Source organism: Mycolicibacterium sichuanense (assembly GCF_033741125.1).
Taxonomy (GTDB): domain Bacteria; phylum Actinomycetota; class Actinomycetes; order Mycobacteriales; family Mycobacteriaceae; genus Mycobacterium.
In genome coordinates, this window is the sequence record NZ_JAWQPU010000004.1 from 71,426 (window position 1) to 91,762 (window position 20,337).

At 68.6% G+C, this 20,337-nt stretch carries 23 protein-coding genes; 10 read left to right on the plus strand and 13 right to left on the minus strand.

Features of this window, described 5'->3' with window-relative positions; translation table 11 throughout:
- The first annotated feature begins 115 nt into the window (after positions 1-115).
- Complete coding sequence (locus tag SBI80_RS13635) at positions 116-913, plus strand: trypsin-like serine peptidase (protein ID WP_318975328.1); 798 nt, start codon at positions 116-118, stop codon at positions 911-913.
- Here SBI80_RS13635 and sthA read toward each other — a convergent pair whose 3' ends face one another.
- Positions 914-2,329 (minus strand): Si-specific NAD(P)(+) transhydrogenase, encoded by a 1,416-nt coding sequence (sthA, locus tag SBI80_RS13640; protein ID WP_318975752.1) that lies wholly within the window; start codon positions 2,327-2,329, stop codon positions 914-916.
- Between the two features lie 161 nt (positions 2,330-2,490).
- Here sthA and SBI80_RS13645 point away from each other — a divergent pair, with 161 nt between their 5' ends.
- Entirely contained in the window at positions 2,491-3,543 is a 1,053-nt protein-coding gene (locus tag SBI80_RS13645) for a DUF4192 domain-containing protein (RefSeq protein WP_318975329.1), read from the plus strand.
- On the opposite strand, the gene SBI80_RS13650 is transcribed toward SBI80_RS13645, so the two are convergent.
- From SBI80_RS13650 to SBI80_RS13660, 3 genes are all read right to left on the minus strand, one after another.
- Positions 3,540-4,229: an iron-dependent transcriptional repressor DtxR gene (locus SBI80_RS13650; protein WP_318975330.1), complete on the minus strand. Its 690-nt coding sequence runs from the start codon at positions 4,227-4,229 to the stop codon at positions 3,540-3,542. The two genes, SBI80_RS13645 and SBI80_RS13650, sit on opposite strands and share 4 nt — an antisense overlap.
- A gap of 169 nt (positions 4,230-4,398) precedes the next feature.
- Positions 4,399-5,388: a sigma-70 family RNA polymerase sigma factor gene (locus tag SBI80_RS13655; RefSeq protein ID WP_318975331.1), complete on the minus strand. Its 990-nt coding sequence runs from the start codon at positions 5,386-5,388 to the stop codon at positions 4,399-4,401.
- A 120-nt stretch (positions 5,389-5,508) separates the two neighbouring features.
- The gene (locus SBI80_RS13660; RefSeq protein WP_318975332.1) at positions 5,509-5,907 is read right to left on the minus strand and encodes a DUF3099 domain-containing protein; all 399 of its coding nucleotides are present in this window, start codon (positions 5,905-5,907) and stop codon (positions 5,509-5,511) included.
- Positions 5,908-5,995: 88 nt separating this feature from the next.
- Here SBI80_RS13660 and SBI80_RS13665 point away from each other — a divergent pair, with 88 nt between their 5' ends.
- Positions 5,996-6,232 carry a DUF3039 domain-containing protein gene (locus SBI80_RS13665; RefSeq protein ID WP_318975333.1) on the plus strand — a complete coding sequence of 79 codons (237 nt, stop codon included), beginning with the start codon at positions 5,996-5,998 and terminating at the stop codon, positions 6,230-6,232.
- On the opposite strand, the gene SBI80_RS13670 is transcribed toward SBI80_RS13665, so the two are convergent.
- Together SBI80_RS13670 and SBI80_RS13675 are read right to left on the minus strand one after the other, a co-directional pair.
- Positions 6,222-7,256, minus strand: coding sequence for a YihY/virulence factor BrkB family protein (locus SBI80_RS13670; RefSeq protein ID WP_318975334.1), 1,035 nt, complete (start codon positions 7,254-7,256; stop codon positions 6,222-6,224). The two genes, SBI80_RS13665 and SBI80_RS13670, sit on opposite strands and share 11 nt — an antisense overlap.
- Before the next feature lie 59 nt (positions 7,257-7,315).
- Positions 7,316-7,507 carry a DUF7455 domain-containing protein gene (locus SBI80_RS13675; protein WP_318975335.1) on the minus strand — a complete coding sequence of 64 codons (192 nt, stop codon included), beginning with the start codon at positions 7,505-7,507 and terminating at the stop codon, positions 7,316-7,318.
- A 136-nt stretch (positions 7,508-7,643) separates the two neighbouring features.
- On the opposite strand from SBI80_RS13675, the gene SBI80_RS13680 reads away from it, so the two are divergent.
- On the plus strand, positions 7,644-8,012 hold the full coding sequence (locus SBI80_RS13680; protein WP_318975336.1) for a DUF952 domain-containing protein: 369 nt from the start codon (positions 7,644-7,646) through the stop codon (positions 8,010-8,012).
- On the opposite strand, the gene SBI80_RS13685 is transcribed toward SBI80_RS13680, so the two are convergent.
- From SBI80_RS13685 to SBI80_RS13695, 3 genes are all read right to left on the minus strand, one after another.
- A complete protein-coding gene (locus SBI80_RS13685) occupies positions 7,997-8,368 on the minus strand; it encodes a Rid family hydrolase (RefSeq protein ID WP_318975337.1) in 372 nt (123 codons plus the stop codon). The genes SBI80_RS13680 and SBI80_RS13685 overlap by 16 nt on opposite strands.
- Before the next feature lie 2 nt (positions 8,369-8,370).
- On the minus strand, positions 8,371-9,462 hold the full coding sequence (locus tag SBI80_RS13690) for a methyltransferase (RefSeq protein WP_318975338.1): 1,092 nt from the start codon (positions 9,460-9,462) through the stop codon (positions 8,371-8,373).
- A gap of 336 nt (positions 9,463-9,798) precedes the next feature.
- Positions 9,799-11,178: an RNA polymerase sigma factor gene (locus tag SBI80_RS13695; RefSeq protein WP_318975339.1), complete on the minus strand. Its 1,380-nt coding sequence runs from the start codon at positions 11,176-11,178 to the stop codon at positions 9,799-9,801.
- A 439-nt stretch (positions 11,179-11,617) separates the two neighbouring features.
- On the opposite strand from SBI80_RS13695, the gene SBI80_RS13700 reads away from it, so the two are divergent.
- Complete coding sequence (locus SBI80_RS13700; protein WP_318975340.1) at positions 11,618-14,377, plus strand: helix-turn-helix transcriptional regulator; 2,760 nt, start codon at positions 11,618-11,620, stop codon at positions 14,375-14,377.
- A gap of 17 nt (positions 14,378-14,394) precedes the next feature.
- Here SBI80_RS13700 and ppgK read toward each other — a convergent pair whose 3' ends face one another.
- On the minus strand, positions 14,395-15,180 hold the full coding sequence (ppgK, locus tag SBI80_RS13705; RefSeq protein ID WP_318975341.1) for a polyphosphate--glucose phosphotransferase: 786 nt from the start codon (positions 15,178-15,180) through the stop codon (positions 14,395-14,397).
- Positions 15,181-15,246: 66 nt separating this feature from the next.
- On the opposite strand from ppgK, the gene SBI80_RS13710 reads away from it, so the two are divergent.
- Positions 15,247-16,116, plus strand: coding sequence for an inositol monophosphatase family protein (locus SBI80_RS13710; protein WP_318975753.1), 870 nt, complete (start codon positions 15,247-15,249; stop codon positions 16,114-16,116).
- A gap of 4 nt (positions 16,117-16,120) precedes the next feature.
- Here the strand turns inward: SBI80_RS13710 and cei are convergent, their stop codons facing one another.
- Positions 16,121-16,771 carry an envelope integrity protein Cei gene (gene cei, locus SBI80_RS13715; RefSeq protein ID WP_318975342.1) on the minus strand — a complete coding sequence of 217 codons (651 nt, stop codon included), beginning with the start codon at positions 16,769-16,771 and terminating at the stop codon, positions 16,121-16,123.
- 171 nt (positions 16,772-16,942) lie between these two features.
- On the opposite strand from cei, the gene SBI80_RS13720 reads away from it, so the two are divergent.
- Positions 16,943-17,245 carry a DUF4193 domain-containing protein gene (locus SBI80_RS13720; RefSeq protein WP_318975343.1) on the plus strand — a complete coding sequence of 101 codons (303 nt, stop codon included), beginning with the start codon at positions 16,943-16,945 and terminating at the stop codon, positions 17,243-17,245.
- Positions 17,246-17,259: 14 nt separating this feature from the next.
- Here SBI80_RS13720 and SBI80_RS13725 read toward each other — a convergent pair whose 3' ends face one another.
- On the minus strand, positions 17,260-17,748 hold the full coding sequence (locus SBI80_RS13725) for a DUF3093 domain-containing protein (RefSeq protein ID WP_318975344.1): 489 nt from the start codon (positions 17,746-17,748) through the stop codon (positions 17,260-17,262).
- Between the two features lie 25 nt (positions 17,749-17,773).
- Here SBI80_RS13725 and dut point away from each other — a divergent pair, with 25 nt between their 5' ends.
- Both dut and SBI80_RS13735 read left to right on the plus strand, forming a co-directional pair.
- Complete coding sequence (dut, locus tag SBI80_RS13730; RefSeq protein ID WP_318975345.1) at positions 17,774-18,238, plus strand: dUTP diphosphatase; 465 nt, start codon at positions 17,774-17,776, stop codon at positions 18,236-18,238.
- Complete coding sequence (locus SBI80_RS13735; protein WP_318975346.1) at positions 18,238-19,038, plus strand: DUF3710 domain-containing protein; 801 nt, start codon at positions 18,238-18,240, stop codon at positions 19,036-19,038. Before dut ends, SBI80_RS13735 begins: the two co-directional genes overlap by 1 nt.
- A gap of 27 nt (positions 19,039-19,065) precedes the next feature.
- Here the strand turns inward: SBI80_RS13735 and SBI80_RS13740 are convergent, their stop codons facing one another.
- Positions 19,066-19,764 carry an alpha/beta hydrolase gene (locus SBI80_RS13740; RefSeq protein ID WP_318975347.1) on the minus strand — a complete coding sequence of 233 codons (699 nt, stop codon included), beginning with the start codon at positions 19,762-19,764 and terminating at the stop codon, positions 19,066-19,068.
- Between the two features lie 174 nt (positions 19,765-19,938).
- On the opposite strand from SBI80_RS13740, the gene SBI80_RS13745 reads away from it, so the two are divergent.
- Complete coding sequence (locus tag SBI80_RS13745) at positions 19,939-20,310, plus strand: OB-fold nucleic acid binding domain-containing protein (RefSeq protein WP_318975348.1); 372 nt, start codon at positions 19,939-19,941, stop codon at positions 20,308-20,310.
- The last annotated feature ends 27 nt before the right edge of the window (positions 20,311-20,337 follow it).

Genomic DNA, 20,337 nt, shown 5'->3' on the forward strand with positions numbered 1-20,337 from the left:
CCGCACTTCGAGGTTCCTGCCAGCACGACCCCTCACCAGGGACGAACAGAACACCTCCCGGGATGCATTCCGTCACCCGCTGCCGCACCCAGAATCGTGGGGCAAGATCGTGCTCGTGCATCGCGCCGTGGTCGTTCTGTTCGCCGCACTGGCGGCGATGACGACGGCATGCGGCGCCGCTGTGATCTCACCGGGCCGCCCGGCGGGGACCTCGCCATCAGTCGACAAGACGACCACCCCGGCCACGGTGACGGCCGACCCCGTGCGTCCCGATCCGCGGATCGGTGCCATCTTCCTCGGGGGCTATTCCATGCACACCTGCACCGCCTCGGTCGTGCACTCGACGAACGGGGACCTCATCATCACCGCGGCTCACTGCATGGCCGACGGGGTCGAGACCTACTTCGCCCCCGGCTTCGCCGAGACCGTCGACCCTCGGGACATGTGGCACATCGACGCGGTATACCTCGATCCCCGGTGGGTCGCCAACCAGGATCCGTTGGCCGACTTCGCGATTGCCAGAGTCAGCAGCGCCGGCGGCGGTGCCGTCGAGGCGTCGGTGGGCGGGGGCTTCGACGTCGGGTCGACGCCGCGCGTGGGCACCGACGTCGCCGTGACGGGTTACGCGCTGGGCGATGGGGGAGTGCCGGTGGGGTGCACCGCGCGGGTCTCGGGACTCGAGCGGGGCTACCCGACGGTGAAGTGTGCGGGACTGGTCGACGGCACCAGTGGCGGGCCGTGGCTCGCCGGGTCGACCGTCGTGGGACTCACCGGCGGGCTGGAGGGCGGCGGCTGCGAGGCGAACGTGTCCTATACCTCGCCGTTCGACGGCGCCATCACCCAGCTGCTGACGCGGGCCGAGGCCGGTGGCCCCGCGGACACGGCGCCACCGGCGTTCGAGGACGACTGCTGATCAGGCCTGGAACTGGCTCAGGGCCCGCAGCTTGTTCATCACGTCCAGCGCGGCGACCTTGTAGGCCTCGGAGAACGTCGGGTAGTTGAACACCGCGTCGACGAGGTATTCGATGGTGCCGCCGCAGCCCATCACGGCCTGGCCGATGTGCACCATCTCGGTGGCATTGGTGCCGAAGATGTGGACGCCCAGCAGCTTCAGGTCCCCGGTGGACACCAGAAGCTTGAGCATTCCATAGGAATCTCCTGCGATCTGGCCGCGCGCGAGCTCGCGGTAGCGCGACACCCCTACCTCGTAGGGAATCGAATCCTTCGTCAGGTCGACCTCGGTGGCGCCCACGTAGGACACCTCCGGGATCGAGTAGATGCCGATCGGCTGTAGCTCGGTCATGCCCTTGCAGGGCTCTCCGAACGCGTGATAGGCCGCCAGCCTGCCCTGATCCATCGACGTGGCCGCGAGCGCGGGGAAGCCGATGACGTCTCCGACGGCGTAGATGTGGTCGACCTTGGTGCGGTAGTCGTCGTCGACGAAGATCCGTCCCCGCGCGTCGGCCTCCAGGCCGGCGGCCTCGAGATCGAGGTGCTCGGTCTGCCCCTGGCGGCCCGCGGAGTACATCACGGTCTCGGCGGGGATCTTCTTGCCGCTGGCCAGCGTGGTGACGGTCCCCGACGATCCGACGTCGACTGCCGTCACCTCCTCGCCGAAGCGGAAGGTGACGGCGAGGTCGCGCAGGTGGAAGCGCAAGGCCTCCACGATCTCTGGATCGCAGAAGTCCAGCATCGAGTTCCGCTTCTCCACGACGGTCACCTTGGTGCCGAGCGCGGCGAACATGGAGGCGTACTCGATGCCGATCACCCCGGCGCCGACCACCACCATGGACGTCGGGATGGTCTTCAGGTCGAGGATGCCGTCGGAGTCCAGGACCCGGGAGTCGTCGAACTCGACGCCGGCGGGCCGCAGCGGCTTGGTGCCCGTGGCGATCACGATGTTGCGCCCGGAGACCGAGATGCTCTCTGCCCGGCTCGGATCCTCCACCTGCACGGTGTGCGGATCGGTGAAGCGGGCGTGCCCGACGTAGAGCTCGACCCTGTTGCGCATCAGCTGAGAACGCACGACGTCGATCTCCTTGCCGATGACGTGCTGAGTTCTGGCCAGCAGGTCGGCCGGGGTGATCTTCTCCTTGACGCGGTAGCTCGCCCCGTACAGCTCGCGCTGGCTCATGCCGGTGAGGTAGACGACCGCCTCGCGCAGGGTCTTGGAGGGAATGGTTCCGGTGTTGACGCAGACCCCTCCGAGCATGCGGCCCCGTTCGATGACGGCGACCGACTTGCCGAGTTTCGCCGCGGCGATGGCGGCCTTCTGTCCACCGGGGCCGGACCCGATGACGACGAGGTCGTACTCCTGCATGGAACCCATGACGAACAGGTGTACGCCGATTGGTGCCATGTTGCATGCCGAGAACGTCAACACCGCGTGAACATCGCACGCCATCCCCAGAGCGCATTTCGTCCACAGGACGCGCCGATGGAGCCGTCGCACCGGGCCGGGTGTGGGTGGGCACTGCGAGGTTCTAGGCCATGACGACCTTCGACGCATTCGACTTTCCCCTCGACAGCCCCGGCACGCTGATCGCCGCCCTGCCCGCCGTACTCGGCTTCGTGCCCGAGGATTCCCTGGTCCTGGTCACCATCGAGGACGGCGAGCTGGGCTGCGTGATGCGTGCCGACCTGCCCGTGGAGCTGCCCGCCATGGCCGACCACTTGGCCGACGTGGCGGCAGCGAGCGACCCCGACGCCGCCGTCGTGGTGATCGTCGATGCCGATGGCGCCGCGTGCCGGATGTGCGGGGACGAACTCCGGCTGGTGGTGGCCACCCTGGACGCACTGCTCGACGAGCGGTCGATCGCGCTGCGCGGCGCCTACGTCGTGGACCGAGTGGCGGCCGGCGGGCGGTGGCACGACGTTGCCGACGAGGCCGTCTCGGGAGTCGTCGAGGACCCCATGTCGTCACCGCTGGCCGCCGCAGCGGTGCTCGACGGACGCCGCCTCTACACGCGACGGACCGACCTGCTCGACGCGATCGCGCTGGCTGATCCGGCTGCCTCGGACGCCATGCGGCCGGCCCTGCTGCGCGCCGAGCACGACGGTGACCAGCGGCCCGACGCCGACGCCCGCCGGGACGTCGAGCATGCGCTGGCGATGGTGCGGTCGCTGGCCGAGGGACGGCTACCAGCCGAATCGGAGCTCGCGCGGCTGGCGTGCGGCTTCGCCGACCCCCGGGTGCGGGACACGATGTACGCGCTCGCCGTCGGGGCCGACGCCGGTGATGCCGAAGCATTGTGGGCCCTGCTAACGAGGACGTTGCCGGACCCGTGGCGGGTGGAGGCGTTGGTACTACTGGCCTTCTCGGCGTACTCGCGGGGCGACGGTCCGCTGGCGGGGATATGCCTGGAGGCCGCTCTCGACGCCGACGCCACCCACCGCATGGCCGGGATGCTCGATCAGGCGCTGCAGACCGGGATGCGACCCGAGCAGATCCGCGAGCTGGCGCAGACCGGCTACCGCTTGGCGAAGCGTCTGGGGATCGAGTTGCCACCCCGCCACGGCATCGTGCGCCGCCGGGCCGGTTAGACCTTCTCCACCCGGACGGCGTGCGCCATCTGATGGGGTAATTCGACCTGCTCGTGCCCCGGGATGACGATCATCACGCTGCCGTGTTCACTGACCTGGACGGTGACTCGGGCATCGGGCACGACGCCAGCGTCCTTCAGCCGGGCGATCAGCTCGACGTCGCCCTGGACGTGTTCAGTCAGCTGGCGCACCCGAACCGCCACGGGGAAGCCCGTCGGAAGCTCGGTCAGCCGCACCAGGCTCACGTCCTCGGCCGCCGACGCCGGGACGCCGAGCTCCGACAGACCGGGGATCGGGTTGCCGAAGGGGGATGTCGTGGGATTGTCGAGTACCTGGACCAGCCGACGCTCGACGTCCTCGCTCATGACGTGCTCCCAGCGGCACGCCTCGGCGTGGACTTCTTCCCACGGCAGCCCGATCACGTCCACGAGGAGCCGCTCGGCCAGCCGGTGCTTGCGCATCACCGACACGGCCAGCGCCCGGCCCTTGTCGGTCAGCTCGAGGTGACGGTCTCCTGCCACGTGCAGCAGCCCGTCGCGCTCCATCCGAGACACGGTCTGACTCACCGTCGGCCCGCTCTGCTCCAGCCGCTCGGCGATGCGCGCGCGCAGGGGAGTAACCCCCTCTTCCTCGAGGTCGTAGATCGTCCGCAGGTACATCTCGGTGGTATCGATCAGATCGTTCATTCGCCGCCCTCCATTGCTCGTCGAGTCTACCGGTCATGGCGCCTGAACTGGGCTCCAACCTCCGCGCAGCGCGTGGTGATCCGACCAGTCGCCTCGAACCGTCCGTCCCGCCGACGCACGATGCCCGCCGCGGGCGCGGCGGGCATCGTTCGGTGCGAGTCTGGCGGGCTCAGCTGGCGTAGGAACGGAGCCTCTCGGCACGCTCGCCATGGCGCAACTTGGCCATCACCTCGCGCTCGATCTGGCGTACCCGCTCGCGGGACAGGCCGAAGAGCTTGCCGATCTGGTCCAGGGTGCGGGGCTGGCCGTCGTCGAGGCCGAACCGCAGGCGGATCACCTGCTGTTCGCGCTCGTCGAGGGTAGCCAACACGTGCCTGATGTCGGTGTGCAGCAGCTCGGAGATGACCGCGTTCTCGGCGGACATCGCCTCCGCGTCCTCGATGAAGTCGCCGAGTGGGGCCTCTTCGTCGCTGCCGACCGGCATGTCCAGGCTCACCGGATCCCGGCTGTGCGAGAGCAGGTCGGCGATCTTCTCGGCGGGGATGCCGGATTCCTCGGCGAGTTCCTCGTCAGTGGCGTCGCGGCCCAGGTTCTGATGCATCTCGCGCTTGATCCTGGCGAGCTTGTTGACCTGCTCGACGAGGTGCACGGGGAGCCGGATGGTGCGGCTCTGGTCGGCCATGCCGCGGGTGATCGCCTGCCGGATCCACCACGTCGCGTAGGTGGAGAACTTGAATCCCTTGGCGTAGTCGAACTTCTCCATTGCCCGGATCAGCCCGAGGTTGCCCTCCTGGATCAGGTCGAGCAGCGGCATGCCGCGTCCCGTGTAACGCTTTGCGAGGGAGACGACGAGGCGAAGGTTGGCCTCCAGGAGGTGGCGGCGTGCGGATTCGCCATCACGCACGACGGCCTCGAGATCGCGTTTGCGGGCGTCCCCGAGACGCTTCTTGGTGTCGAGGAGATACTGGGCATAGAGCCCGGCCTCGATGCGCTTGGCGAGCTCGACTTCGTCTGCCGCGTTGAGCAAGGCGGTTTTGCCAATGCCGTTCAGATACACCCGTACCAGGTCCGCCGCTGGGCTCTGCGAGTCCAGATCGGTGTCGATACGGCTTGCGGTGGCGTTTGCCATTACGGCCTCCTGCTCTGCTGGAACTGTCATGAGCTACAACGCTTCGATCGCTTCATGAGTTCCCGCGGGCTGCCGGTTTCACACCTTCTGACCTGCACTTATTGGACGACGACCTGAGATTCTCCTGAGAAAGGACGAAGAACTCTCAACTCACGGAACGTCGCGCTGCCATTCCGTCGCATCGGGTTGCGGCGCCGGCTCGGGACGAGCCTGCAACGCCGGGCGCTCGGCGGTGGGGAACAGCGGAATGCGTCCCTTGTCCTCGTATCTACGGGGTTCTTCGGCCCGGCGAGGCGGTCGATCGTTGGCGATCAACACGGCGATCCACGGCAGCGGAATCGACGCGACCAAGATGCCGAGGGAGATCAAGCCGTTGTGCCAGATTCCGTAGGCAATGGCCGCGCCGAGAAGTGCAGGGACGCGCCAGGACATGATCTTGAGGTACTTGCGTACCCGCTCGCGGTGTTGCTCGTCGTAGGGCTGCGCCGCGCGCGTGATGAGGACTGGTCGACCATCGTCGTCGAAACCCAGCTCGGAGCCGTGTTTCATACCTCCACTGTTCCACATCTCGACCCCTGGGAAACGATCGGGAACTGTCCGGTTTCTTACCGATCGCTTCCCGGGCACAATGTGAGTCATGGACACCCAGACCATCGAGCGCACCGAGACCGACGAGCGGGTCGACGACGGCACCGACGACGACACGCCGAAGGTCTTCCACTACGTCAAGAAGGACAAGATCGTCCAGAGTGCGGTCGAGGGCACCCACGTCGTCGCGCTGTGCGGTGAGGTGTTCCCGGTGACCAAGTCGGCCAAGCCCGGCTCCCCGGTGTGCCCGGACTGCAAGCGAATCTACGAACGCCTCAAGAAATAGTCGGCGGTCTGTCCTCGACGGCGGCCTCGGCCGCCTCGCGCGCCTCGTCGCCGGGACTTCCGCCAGGGGATCGTCCGTTGGACTCCATGCTCGTTCCGGCGTTCAACCCATCGGCCTTCTCGCCCAGCCAGCCCCGTAGACGCTTGGCGTGGGTGTCGGGCGCCGGCCACTCCTCTTGAATCGCAGCGTTCAATTCGGCGCCCATCATGATGGCGAAACCGAGGAAGAACGCGAATAGCAGGAAGGCGATGGGCGTCGCGAGCGCGCCGTAGGTGTAGCCGGTGGCAGTGATCCACGTCAGGTATACCCGCAATCCCAGTGTGGCGACCAGGAATACGATCGCAGCCAGCACCGACCCGCACAGCAGCCGGTGCGAGGGAAGCGGATTGGGCAATGCCACCCGGTAGAGCACGTTCACCGCGATCACCAGCCCGATGAGCAGCACGGGGTAGTAGCCGTAACTGAGGAAGTACTGCCAGTTCGCGGGGATGTGCTCGGCGACCTTCGTCGGCCCGATGGCCAGCAGCGGCGCGGTCGCGATGACGAAGATCAACCCAACCACGTACAGGCCGAGGGCATAGAACCGCTGGCGCACGGGGTGGCGCAGCTCGGTCTGGTCGTGAGCCTCGACGACGGAATCCACGAACGCCGACACCGCCGACGAGCCGGCCCACAACGAGATGACGAAGCCCAGCGACACCACTTCACCGCGCGCACCCGCCACTATGTCGGACACCGTCGGCTGGATGATCTCGTTGACCACGTTGCTCGAGAACAGGTTGCCCGCGGTACTGACCAGGCGGTCCTCGATGGTCTGCAGCGTGCTCGGGCCGAACAGAGGCGCGACGTAGGCCAAGCTGCCCAGCATCCCCAGGAGCAGCGGGGGTAGGGACAGCGCACACCAGAACGCCGCCTGGGCCGCCTCCGAGAAGATGGAGTCGTCCCAACTCTTTGCGAGGGTCCTCTTGGCGATGCGCCACGCGTGGTGCCTAGTGGGTTTGACGGGGGGCTTCTGGTCGGTCATGACCAGACCAGCATTCACGACGCCGCGCACGGGTGCGCGGAGTGGTCGTTCAGCGGTCGTCAGGCGTCAGCTGAACTGGTCTCCAGCACGGCTGCGAGCTCGACGAGCTTGGCCTCGTGCTCGTTGGCGTGGTGCTGGCAAAACAGCAACACGGCGCCGGACGGCAGCTTCGCACGAACTCGGGCGGCAGCGCCGCACCGGTCGCAGCGATCAGCCCGAGTCAGCTCGGGGCTCATCAGAGTTGCGTTCATGGCGCCTCCTCCATATCTGCTTTCGTGCGTACGTCTACTGTCTCAGACGTTTTCGCTTCCGGCCTTGTTCCCCGGTCGTTCACCGGTGTGTCGTGTCTCACCTATCCCCAAATTGCGGGTCAGGCAAACTGGCGGGATGATCTCGCCGCCTCGTGAGTTGGTCCACCTGTGCACCCGCGCCGAGTGGGAGTGCGCCAAGACCCTCGGTGAGCGCCGACCGCCGTCGTTGGACGAACAAGGCTTCGTTCACCTTTCCGCCCCGCAGCAGGTTCACCTGCCCGCCAACCGACTCTTCGCCGGGCGCCGAGATCTGGTGCTGCTGCGCCTCGACCCGGCCGCGCTTGGCGCCCCGGTGCGGTGGGAGCCCGGCGTCCCGACCGATCCGGAGGCCATGACCTTCCCCCACCTGTACGGTCCACTACCGGCCGCGGCCGTGACCGACGTTACCGAGTACCAACCGGACGCCGATGGCACCTTCGCCGCCCTGCCTCACTCAGCGACGTAGGCGTCGACCTCGATCTCGACGAGCAGTTCGGGAGAGATGAGCGCCGACACCTCCACCATCGTCGACACCGGCCGCACCTCCCCGAACACCTCGGCGTGGACCGCACCGACCTCGCGCCACAGCCCGATGTCGGTGACGAACATCCGGGTGCGGACGACGTCGGAGAGGGCGGCACCGGCTTCTGCCAACGCGACCGCGATGCGTCGAAACGCTTCGCGGGCCTGCGTCGCGACGTCGTTCCCCGGGGCGGTGGTGCCCGCGACGGCGACGAGCGGGCCGATGCGGACCGCGCGCGAGTAGCCCACCTCTGCCTCGAAGGCCGAGCCAGACGACACGTTCTCACGAGTGGCGGCCATGGCTAGGCGGGCACCGCCTCGACGATGGACATCGGCCCGGCGGTGGGTATCACCCTGGTGAGCCGAAAACCTGCCTGCGTCAACAACTTCGCGTACTCGTCGGCGGTGCGCTCCATTCCGCCGGCGTGCACCAGCATCTCGAGGTCGAGCAGCATGCCGGGGTGTGGAGGGGCTCCCGACGGCAGCACCAACTCCATCAGGAGCAGCTTTCCGTCGGCGGTGATCGCGGTTCGGACGTTGCGCAGGATCTGCAGGGACTTCTCGTCGTCCCAGTCATGGATGACGGTCTTCATCAGGTAGGTGTCGGCGCCGTCGGGCACCGCCTCGAAGAAGGAACCGCCCTGCAGGGTGCAGCGCTGTGCGACGCCGGCCGCGTCGAGCAGTGGACCGGCGCCCGCGATCACCGACGGAAGGTCGAATAGGACGCCCCTGGCCCGCGGCGCTCTCTGCAGCACCGCCGCGAGTAGGGCACCGTGGCCACCGCCGACGTCGACGACGAGCTTGCGCGCGGTGAAGTCGTAGAGCGGGACCGCCATGTCGATGGCCACCGCGGACACCCCGGTCATGGCGCGGTTGAATCGCGCCGCGTACTCGGGATTGGTCTCGAGATACTCGAACAGTGTTGTGCCGCGCAGCTTTTCGACGGCGGTATGGCCCGTCCGCACCGAATGGAGCAGGCTGCCCCAGTGCGCCCAGTGCTCGGCACTGCCCATCATCTCGATCATCGGTGCCATCGACGACGAGTGATCCGCGCGCAGCGTTTGCCCGACCCGCGTCAGCCCGAACCTGCCGTCGCGGCCGAGTTTGAGCACCCCGTTGCTGGCCAACGCGCGCATCAGGCGGTGGGTCGCACCGGGGTCCGCATCGACGCGGCGGGCGACCTCGGCAGCCGTAAGGGGGCCGTACCTCAGTTCGTCGGCGATGCCGAGCTTGGCGGCGGCGTAGAGTGCCTGAGTCAGCCATGCGCCCTGGGCCATCTCGAACAGAGCCACGCTAGGCGGGACCGCCGAGCGGCGGGTGACGTCGAGACCCTTGCGGACCCGGCCGACGACGTCGATCAGCCAGGCGGGTGGCGCCTTCGGGGTACCGGACATGGGCCGACGATATCGCTACCCGGCACGGGCCCGCGGTGAGATCGCCGATCGGCGCCGCGGCGGAGCCGGGATTCGTGCTCGCCGCGCCTCCGTTCGGTTGTGGTGCCCTGAGTTCGCCAGCGAATCAACCGCTTTCGAGTGAACCTGCGCGCCGTCCGGCCATCGCGATTCGGAGACGTGTGCCGCGAGGGCACATCCGTGACCATCGACGATCCCGCCACCACCCCCGCGTCAATGGAACTGGTGCGCAGCATGACCCGAACGTCCGCGCTGGCACGACGCGAGACCGCCCCCACCATGACGGTGGGGGCGGTCTCGTCGGTGCCACGGGCCTGGCTAGTCCAGGTAGTCGCGCAAGACCTGAGAACGGCTGGGGTGGCGCAACTTGGACATCGTCTTGGACTCGATCTGACGGATGCGCTCGCGCGTCACGCCGTAGACCTGTCCGATCTCGTCGAGCGTGCGGGGCTGACCGTCGGTCAGACCGAACCGCAGCCGAACTACGCCTGCCTCACGCTCGGAGAGCGTCTCGAGCACCGATTGCAGCTGATCCTGCAGCAGCGTGAAGGACACGGCGTCGACGGCCACGACGGCCTCGGAATCCTCGATGAAGTCGCCGAGTTGTGAATCGCCCTCGTCGCCGATGGTTTGGTCGAGCGAGATGGGCTCACGCGCGTACTGCTGGATCTCCAGCACCTTCTCCGGCGTGATGTCCATTTCCTTGGCGAGCTCTTCGGGCGTCGGCTCGCGGCCCAGGTCCTGCAGCAGTTCGCGCTGGATGCGGCCGAGCTTGTTGATGACCTCGACCATGTGCACGGGGATGCGGATGGTGCGGGCCTGGTCGGCCATGGCGCGGGTGATGGCCTGGCGGATCCACCACGTCGCGTACGTGGAGAACTTGTAGCCCTTGGTGTAGTCGAACTTCTCGACCGCGCGGATCAGGCCGAGGTTGCCCTCCTGGATGAGGTCGAGGAATGCCATGCCGCGACCGGTGTAGCGCTTGGCCAGGGAGACGACCAGGCGGAGGTTCGCCTCGAGCAGGTGGTTCTTCGCTCGGTCACCGTCGCGACAGATCCACAGGTAGTCACGCCGCTGCGCAGTGGTGAGCTTCTCGCCCTTGTCGGCCATCTCCGCCATCAACTGGGTGGCGTACAGCCCGGCTTCGATGCGCTTGGCGAGTTCGACCTCCTCCTCGGCGTTGAGGAGCGCGACCTTGCCGATTTGCTTCAGATACGCGCGGACCGAGTCCGCCGAGGCAGTGAGCTCGGCGTCCTTGCGGGCCTGCCGCAGCGCCTCGGACTCCTCTTCGTCCCAGACGAAGTCACCGGAGGCCTTGTCCTTCTCGGACGGCTCGGCGATGTCGTCGTCGCCGTCCTTGGCCTTTCCATCGGCGGCGGGTGCGCCGTCCTCGACGGTGTCGTCGACCTCGACTTCGAGATCCTCGAGTTCGATGTCGGCGTCGACCTCGAGATCTTCGCCGGGCTCGGCCTCCAGATCGTCGCCGGTCTCGACGACGTCAGTGGCGGTGAGGCCGTCACCCTCGGCGGCGGGGCCCTTCTTGCCGCGAGCGCCAGGGGCTCCAGCGGCCTTCTTCGCAGCGCGCTTGGCGGGCGCGGTTCCGGTGGCGGCCTTCGCCGCAGCCTTCTTCGCCGGCGCCTTGGTGACCGTGCGCTTCACCGGCTCTTCGATTGCCGGGCTTACCTTCGTCGCTGCCACGTGCACCCCTTCGGTCTTGCGAACTCGGTAGCGTGGGCATGCGCCACCGAAAAAATGTCGGCTGTCTGCTGATGGCGTTCGTTATCTACTGGGATACCCGCCGCCATCGGTGTGCGGCCGCCGTTGACCATTGTAACGACCAGTGTGCGTAACTGCCGCCACGAGCGACGAATTGGGGACGTGGCGAGCCAAAATGGCGGCGTGTCGGCCTCGCCGGTTCACCGGACGCCGCGGACCGAAGTGCCGAAGCGGCCCGCTCGGCCCGCGTCCGCGGATGTCTCGATCAGACATTCGATTGCCCAAACGGAACGACCAGGTGAGGCATTGGCACCGGTGACGGCGATCGCGGTGCCGATGACGACGTAGGCGCTGCGTGCGGGAGTGAACGTGAATCGGCGCAATCTTCGCACGACCATTTGCTAGCTGCAATGATGAGATCGTGCCAGTGGCAACGGTCAGTCGCTCGGGGGAGCGTCAAGCGGTCGACGGCGTGCTCGCGTCCGCCGAACATGCTCCGTCTGCCCTGGTGATCTGCGGTGAACCCGGAATCGGCAAGACGACGCTGTGGCTCGCCGGGGTGGAGCGGGCGCGCGAGCTCGGCTTTCGCGTCCTGTCCACCCGTGCCGACGAGGCCGAGTCCGTGTTGTCCTACGCGGCGGTGGCCGACCTCCTCGAGGACGTGCCGCCCGAGGCAGTGGCCGGTCTGCCCGGCCTGCAACGCGTGGCCGTGGACCGGGTCCTGCTCAGGATGGGTTCGGACGGACCGCCCACCGATCACCGCGTGACGGGTTCGGCGCTCGCGTCACTGGTCTCGGCGCTGGCCACCGACCGGCCGGTCCTGCTGGCGATCGACGACGCTCAGTGGCTGGACGTCTCGAGCCAGGCGGTGCTGGCGTTCGCGGCCACGCGCCTGAGTGGCCGCGTCGGTCTGCTGCTGACCGCCCGATCGCGCGCCGCGGACCCGGACCCGCTGCCGTGGCTACGCCTGGGCGCGCCCGACGCGGTCGGCAGGGTCCACGTCGGTCCACTCAGCCTCGGTGCCCTGCATTCGCTCATCCTGGACCGCTTCGGCAAGGCGTTCCCGCGACCGACCATGGTGCGCATCGCCGAGGTATCCGGCGGCAACCCGTTCTACGCGCTGGAAATGGCGCGCGGCGTAGACCGCCAGTCGACCGTGGAGGATTCGACGCTGCCGAGCACCTTGACCGAGATCGTCCGCATGCGGACCGCCCACTTCGACGGCACGGTGGGTGACCTGCTGCTTGCCGCCTGTTCGGTCACCGACGCGACGATCGACCTCGTCGCCGAAGCCGTTGGGGTCTCGGTTGCGCGGGCCGTGGAGTTGCTCGAGGAGCCGCAGCGGGAGGGGGTCGTGCGGATCGACGGCAACCGCGTGCGGTTCGTGCATCCGCTGCTGTCCAGGGGGATCTACACCCACGCCGGCCCGGCGCGCCGTCGCCGCATGCACCGGGCGCTTGCCGCCGTCGAGTCGCAGCCCGAGCTCAAGGCCCGCCACATGGCGCTGGGAGCCGTGACCGCGGACCCCCAGACGCTGCACGCGCTCGACGAGGCCGCCGCCGCGGCGATCGGGCGCGGGGCCGCCGCGGCGGCGGCGGATCTGTACGAGCTGGCCATCAACCTCGGCGGGGACGTGCCGAGCCGTCGGCTCAGCGCCGCCGAACAGCATCTGCGGGCCGGTGCGACCCGGCGGGCTCGGGGGATGCTCGAACCGGCGCTCGACGGGTTCGAGGCGGGCGGGCCGCACGCCGCGGCGCTGATCCTGCTCGGCGCCGCCCGGATGTCCGAGCACGAGTACACGGGTGCGCTTCCGCTGTTCGGTGCGGCGGTCGACGACGCGCGCGGCGACCTCGGCCTGCAGCTTCGGGCCAGGCTCTGGTTGGCACGGGCACAATCCCTCGTCGGCAACCACGATGCCGCCAGGCGAGAGGCGCAGCGGGCCGCCGAGGATGCCGAGCGGTGCGCCGACCCGAAGCTGATCAGCCAAGCGATCGCCTTGCGCGTGATGCTGGACTGCGCGCACGGGCTCGCCAGGGACGAGGCGGCCCTCGCCAGGGCGCTCGACCTGGAGGTGCTCGACCCCGACGTGTCGGCGCCGTTCCGGGCCAGCGTCGTCGATGCCGTCACCAAGGCGTGGACCGGCCGCCTGGAGGAGGCGCTGGCCGGGCTGATCGCCGCCCGGCGTCGCTGCGTCGAGATGGGTTCGGACGCCGACATGGTCTACGTCGCGGGCCACCTGTCGATGGTCTACGTGTGGCTCGGGCGCTACTCCGTGGCGGTGGACGTCGCCCAGGACGCGTTGCGCCGGGGGCAGGACGTCGGCGGCTACCCGGCCGTCATCGGACGGACGCAACGCGCGCTGGCCTCGGCATACCTCGGACGCGAACGCACGGCCCGCGACGACGCTCGCGCCGCGATCGCCGGGGCGCTGGAATGCGGCGCGCCGCACCTCGCCGGATGGCCCACGATGGCCCTGGGCTTCCTGGAACTGTCCCTCGGCGACTACGAGAAGGCCCTCGAGACGTTGCAACCGATGATCGACCGCACGGTGACCGGCCAGAGCCGGGGGGTGCTGCAGGCGTCGTTCATCCCGGATGCCGTCGAGGCGTTGGTGGCCCTGGGTCGCGTCGACGACGCCCGGCCCCTGGCCGAAACGTTGGAACGCCATGCCGCCCAACTGGATTGGCCCTGGCTGTGGGCGGTCGGCGCGCGGTGCCGAAGCCTGGTTCAGGCGGCGGCCGGTGACCTGGCCGACGCCGAGGCGTCACTGCGGTTGGCGATGGTGTGGCACGCGCGGCTTCCCATGCCGTTCGAGCAGGCCCGCACCCAGCTCTTCCTCGGTCAGGTGCTACGCCGCCAACGCAGGAAGAACCTCGCGGCGGCTGCCCTGCGCGAGGCATTGGCCACGTTCGAAGAACTCGCAATGCCGTTGTGGGCCAACCGGGCTCGCAACGAACTCAAGCGCACCGACGCGCCCCGGGCCAACGACTCCGAGCTCACCCCGTCGGAGTCGAGGGTGGCCAGGCTCGCCGCCTCGGGCATGAGCAACAAGGACATCGCCGCGGCGCTGTTCATCAGCCCCAAGACCGTCGAGCACAATCTCAGCAGCGTGTACCGCAAGCTCAAGGTCCGCACCCGTGCCGGGCTGGCCGGCCATGCCGCTGCGCTCGGCACCGACTAGATCGGAGCCGGGCCTTGTCAGACATGGGCGGCTGCCGCCATCGCCGCGCCGACGATCCCCGCCTCGTTCTGCAGGGCCGCAGCGACTACGGGAGTCCGGTTCTCCAGCAACGGAATCCACTTGTCGGCCTTACGGCTGATTCCGCCGCCGGCGATGAACAGATCGGGCCAGATCGCATTCTCGATCACCACGAGCACCTTGGTGACCTCCTTGGTCCAGCGCTCGTAGCTCCATTCCTTGGCTTCCTTGACCGACGAGGCGGCGCGGTGCTCGGCCTCCTTGCCGCCGACTTCGAGGTGGCCGAACTCGGTGTTGGGTAGCAGCACGCCGTTGTGGATCACCGCCGAGCCGATGCCGGTGCCGAACGTCAGCAGCACGATCACGCCGGCGTGATCGCGCCCGGCGCCGAACCGCTCCTCGGCCATCCCCGCTGCATCGGCGTCGTTGAGGACCGTGACGGCTCGTCCCCCGAGCGCTGCGCCGATGACTTCACGAGCGTCGGTGCCGATCCACCCCTTGTCCACGTTGGCGGCGGTGCGGACGATTCCGTCGGTGACGACGCCGGGGTAGGTGACGCCGACCCCGCCCTCCCAGCCGAATTCGCCAACGACCGTGGCGATGGTCTCGGCGACGGCCTCGGGGGTGGACGGCTGGGGGGTGGGGAGCTTGAAACGCTCGCCGATGAGCTGGCCGGTGTCGAGGTCGACGATGCCGCCCTTCACCCCGCTCCCGCCGACGTCGACGCCGAATCCTCGGTGTGCTGAACCATCATTGCCCGGGACGGTGCCGTGCGTTTCGGTCATGAACGCTCCTCTGCGAGAGGCCGACGGGTGCGACGCCAACCACACCCTAGTGCCTTGCCAATCGCCATGTGTTGCGATGGTGCAGTGAGCGACGACAGTGATCCGGGCGCCCTTCGGGCCGTCGCCGAACTCTTGGCCACGGAGGCAGCCGGTTTCGTCCGGCGCCGTCGGACCGAGGTGTTCGGCGCCGGCACACCGAGCGATGAGATCTCGTCGGCGGTGCGCACCAAGAGCACTCCGACCGACCCCGTGACGATCGTGGACACCGAGACCGAGCGGCTGCTCCGCGCCCGGCTCGCCGAGTTGCGGCCCGGGGATCCGATCGTCGGCGAGGAGGAGGGCGGTTCTGCCGCCGGGCATCCCGGGGCGCCCACGTGGGTGCTGGACCCGATCGACGGCACGGTCAACTTCGTGTACGGAATCGAGGCCTACGCGGTGTCGGTGGGAGTCCAGGTCGACGGCCGGTCGGTCGCCGGTGCCGTGGCCAACGTGCCGACGGGGGAAGTGTTCTCGGCGGCGAGGGGAGCGGGCGCTCGCGTGCTGCGCGACGGGACGTCGTGGCCGTTGCGCTGCAACGCGATCGACGACGTGTCGATGGCGCTGGTCGGGACGGGCTTCGCCTACGTTCCTGAGCAGCGCAAACAGCAGGCCGAGGTGCTGGCGCGGCTGCTCCCGGGGGTCCGGGACGTGCGCCGCGTCGGTTCGTGCGCGCTGGATCTGTGCATGGTGGCGGCCGGCCGGCTGGATGCCTACTACGAGCGCGGCGTGAATGTCTGGGACTGGGCGGCGGGCGCTTTGGTCGCCGAGGAGGCGGGTGCGGTGCTGCTGCTTCCACCAGCCGGGGGCGCCGACGAGGGTTCGGAGCTGATCGTCGCCGCCGCTCCCGGCATCGCCGGGCAGTTCGACGAGGCGCTGAAGCAGGCCGGGGCCTACTGATTCGTCAGCAGGCGGCGGAGTGGATCTTCTTCAGTAGTGCCGGGTCGGCGGGCTGCGTGGCGTCGGGCTTGAGGCTCGCCAGCACCGCGTCGATGTCGTCGTTGTGGGTGACGTCGGTGAACTCGGTTCCGATCGCCAGGTCGACGGTGTCGTCGGGACGCTGGTCCTGGTACAGCTCGGTGCAGGGGGCGACGAGCCAGAGCGCTGCCGCGGCGGCGCGCCCCGACGGTCCGAAGCGGATCTGCCCCTGGCAGGCCAGCCGGGTGTTCTCGTAGACCGTGTCGTTGCCTGCGGTGGGGGGTGCGTACCCCAGGTCGCGCAGCGCGCCTGCCACTTCGCCGGCCTGTCCGCCCTGACCGCTGGCGTTGAGCACGCGGATCTTCGTGTCGGCGAGTTTGGCCGGCATCACGTCGGTCATGCTGGCGGCCGAGACCTTCTCGCCGAGCGCCGTCTGGGTGGCGTCGGCGGCTGGTGGCGGCGGATTGCAGACGGCGGCCTGTTTGACGTCGGTGGGCTGGTTGAACGCGATTACCCACACCACCGCGGTGACGACGGCGAGTGCGACCAGGACGACGATTCCCGGAAGGAAGTTCCTTCGCCGGAAGGGCCGGCCGTGCTTGTCGAACGCCGTGCCCGAGGTGATCTGCGCTACCACCCCTGCACTGTAAGGGCAGTCACCGTCACCGGCCCCTACCAGGGGATTTATAGTGTGATATAACTCACATCCAATCCTGCCTGGAACGGGGCACGAATCATTTGGTGGATGCGTTCTGCGCTGGTACAAAGCTCTGTCTCTACATGACGGAACGACGAAGAGGGGATGAGGATGGCTACCGACTACGACGCCCCACGGCGCACCGAGACCGATGACGTTTCCGAAGATTCACTCGAGGAACTGAAGGCACGGCGCAACGAGGCCCAATCGGCGGTCGTCGACGTCGACGAGTCCGAGACCGCCGAGTCCTTCGAGCTTCCCGGTGCGGATCTGTCCGGTGAGGAACTATCTGTTCGGGTGGTCCCGAAGCAGGCCGACGAGTTCACCTGCTCCAGCTGCTTCCTCGTGCACCACCGCAGCCGCCTGGCCAGTGAAAAGGGCGGCATGATGATCTGCACCGACTGCGCGGCCTGACGACGAGACGTGCCTCAGCTGCGCAACGCGGCGAGGACGCGGTCCGGTCGACGACAACTGACCAGCCAGTACGGCGTGGGATCGTCCGGATCATCGAGCACCAGCAGGATCATCGGGGCGACCCAGGCCCGATGCACGACGTAGGCCGCGGGATCGAGCTGGCGGCCAAGGGCGGCCGACTTGGCCGAGCGCGGCACTTCGGCAGACCGGGAGATCACGCTGACGGGCAGGTGGGCGCCGCCCACCCAGAGCTCGGTTTCGGCGTCGCCGCCGGCGGACGGTCCAACCACGCGGACCTCGACACGCCCGAGCCAGAGCAGCGCGGCGGCGGCCACGGGCAGCAGCAGGGCGAATGGCAACCAGTCGGGTAGCGACCGGACACCCAGGTTCACCTCGTACGCGATGATCGCGGCCAACCCGAACCCCGGCAGCCACCACCACCACGGCACCCACAGTCGCTCCCGATAGCGCAGGGTTTGGGTGGCTGCGCGCGTGTCTGACACGCGCCCAAGAGTAATCTCCGTGGTCGTGTCCACCTCTTTGGCGGTCGTCCGGCTGGACCGGGACCTGCCGTTGCCCGCCCGGGCCCACGACGGCGACGCCGGCGTCGACCTCTACAGCGCCGTCGACGTCGAACTCGCTCCTGGCCGGCGCGCCCTGGTTCCCACCGGTATCGCGGTGGCCATTCCCTACGGCATGGTCGGGTTGATCCATCCGCGGTCGGGATTGGCCACGCGCGTTGGACTTTCGATCGTGAACAGTCCTGGCACGGTCGACGCGGGCTACCGCGGCGAGATCAAGGTGACACTGATCAACCTCGACCCCGAACAACCGATCGTCGTGCGACGCGGCGACCGGATCGCCCAGCTCCTGGTGCAGAGGGTCGAACTACCCGAGCTGGTCGAGGTCACGTCGTTCGACGAGGCCGGGCTGGCTGACACCACCCGTGGCATTGGCGGCCACGGTTCCTCCGGCGGACACGAGAGTTTGTAATGGCATTCGGCAAGCGCAAGAGCGGTGACGAGATCACCGAACCCGAGCCGGCGACGACCGACGCCGACATCGCAGCGGGTGAGCTCGAGGGCTCGGACCCGAGCGAGGACGGCGCCGAGGACCTCGACGGTCCCTTCGACATCGAGGACTTCGACGACCCCGCGGTGGCCACCCTCGGCCGGCACGACCTGGGCGCGGTGCTGATCCCGGAGAACGAGGCCGCCGAGCTAGCCGTCGAGGTGAACCCGCAGGGGGTGCCGACGATGGCGTGGATGGTGACCGCCAACGGCCGGTACAACGTGACGGCCTACGCGGCCCCGAAGGCCGGTGGACTGTGGCGCGAGGTGGTCACCGAGGTGGCCGACTCGCTGCGCAAGGAGGCCGCCGAGGTCAGCATCCAGGACGGCCCGTGGGGTCGCGAGGTCGTCGGGCACATGACCAACGGGCCCGAGCCCGTCGTGATGCGCTTCATCGGCGTCGACGGGTACCGGTGGATGGTCCGCGGCGCCGCTGTCGGATCGCCCGCGAACGCCGAAGCCATTGCCCGTGACTTGCGAAATGCCCTGTCCGACACGGTGGTTCGACGGGGTGACACCCCGCAGCCGGTGCGCAACATGTTGCCGCTGCAGCTGTCGGAGGCGTTGATCGCCCGACTGCGGGCCAGGGCCGAGCAGATGATGGCCGAGCACGCGCAGCAGCACGGCCAACAACCGCCGCCGCCCCCCGCGCCCGAGCCGGTGGCGCGCCGCAGCGAGCAGGGCTCGGCGATGCAGCAGCTCCGCACCATCACGGGCGGGTAGCCGGCCCAGGGGTAGAGCCGAGAGCGCTCAGAGACCCAGCAGAGCCTGCACGCAGGCCGCGCCGAGCACGGCTGGGTCGGCGCCCAGCTCGTCGAGGGTGAACGTCTGCAGCGCTGCCCGCGGCGCGGCGGACACCCATTCGAACGCCACCTCGATCGGGTGTACCGGATCGTCGATGGCCGCCGCGATGCCCATCGGAACTGCCAGTGTCTCCAACTCCTCGGTGGTGGGCGCCACGTAGTCGGCTGCCGACTCCATCGCCTCGGGAAGGTCGGGCCACTGGCCCACCCACGACCTGGTGAGCTCGGCGGCGAGCCATGCCGGACTGGACTGACGCATCTGCCCGATCGCCGAGGCCAACCCGTCGCGCCTCAGCGCTTGGGCCGAATACCGGGCAGCCAGCGCCGCCGTCGCGTCGTCGGGGGCGCCGGTCCAGGCCGGCAGCGCCGCCAGTACCGCCAGTGCCTTGGTGGGGTGGGCCAGCGCCCAGCTGGTCGCCACGGCGGCACCGATGGACACCCCGCCGACCGCGATCGGCCCCGAACGGGCGGCGTCGTCCAGCGCGTGCCGGTAGCCGGCCACCAGCTGGGCGGGTTCTGGAGTGGGGGTCACCACCACCGCGCCGGCATCGTGCAGGGGACCGGCGAACGCGCGGTAGACGTAGTCGTCGTCGGACCCCGTCCCGGGGAGGAGCACTACGGTGACTCCGCGCAGATCGACGGTCATTCCTCGATCGTGCCGTGCGGGCCGAGTCCGTCGTGACCGGGGGGAGTGAAACGGACGCGGGAAGGGTAACCGGTGCACCTGTGTGCCACATGGCAAAACGGAACCAACAGGTCTACGGTGGCGTTGGTTGAGAGGTGGGTCAACGGTTGATTCACCGCTTGAGTAGGAGAGACCATGGCTACGGCCGAAGGTTATCTGCGTCGGTTGACGCGGCGGCTCACGGAAGATCCCGAGCAGCAGGATGTCGAGGAACTGAGTGACGAGGCCGCCAGCACCGGTGCGCAGAAGGCCATCGACTGCCGTCGCGGCCAAGAGGTGACGATGGTCGGCACGCTGCGATGCGTCGAGACCAACGCCAAGGGCTGCGCCGGCGGAGTACGCGCCGAACTGTTCGACGGCACCGACGCCGTGATGCTCGTCTGGCTGGGCCAGCGGCGCATCGCGGGCATCGAGTCCGGCCGCACGCTGCGCGTGCACGGCCGGCTGGGCAAGTTGGAGAACGGCACCAAGGCGATCTACAACCCCCACTACGAGATTCAGAAGTGACCCGCCGCGACACCGCGGACGAGAGCA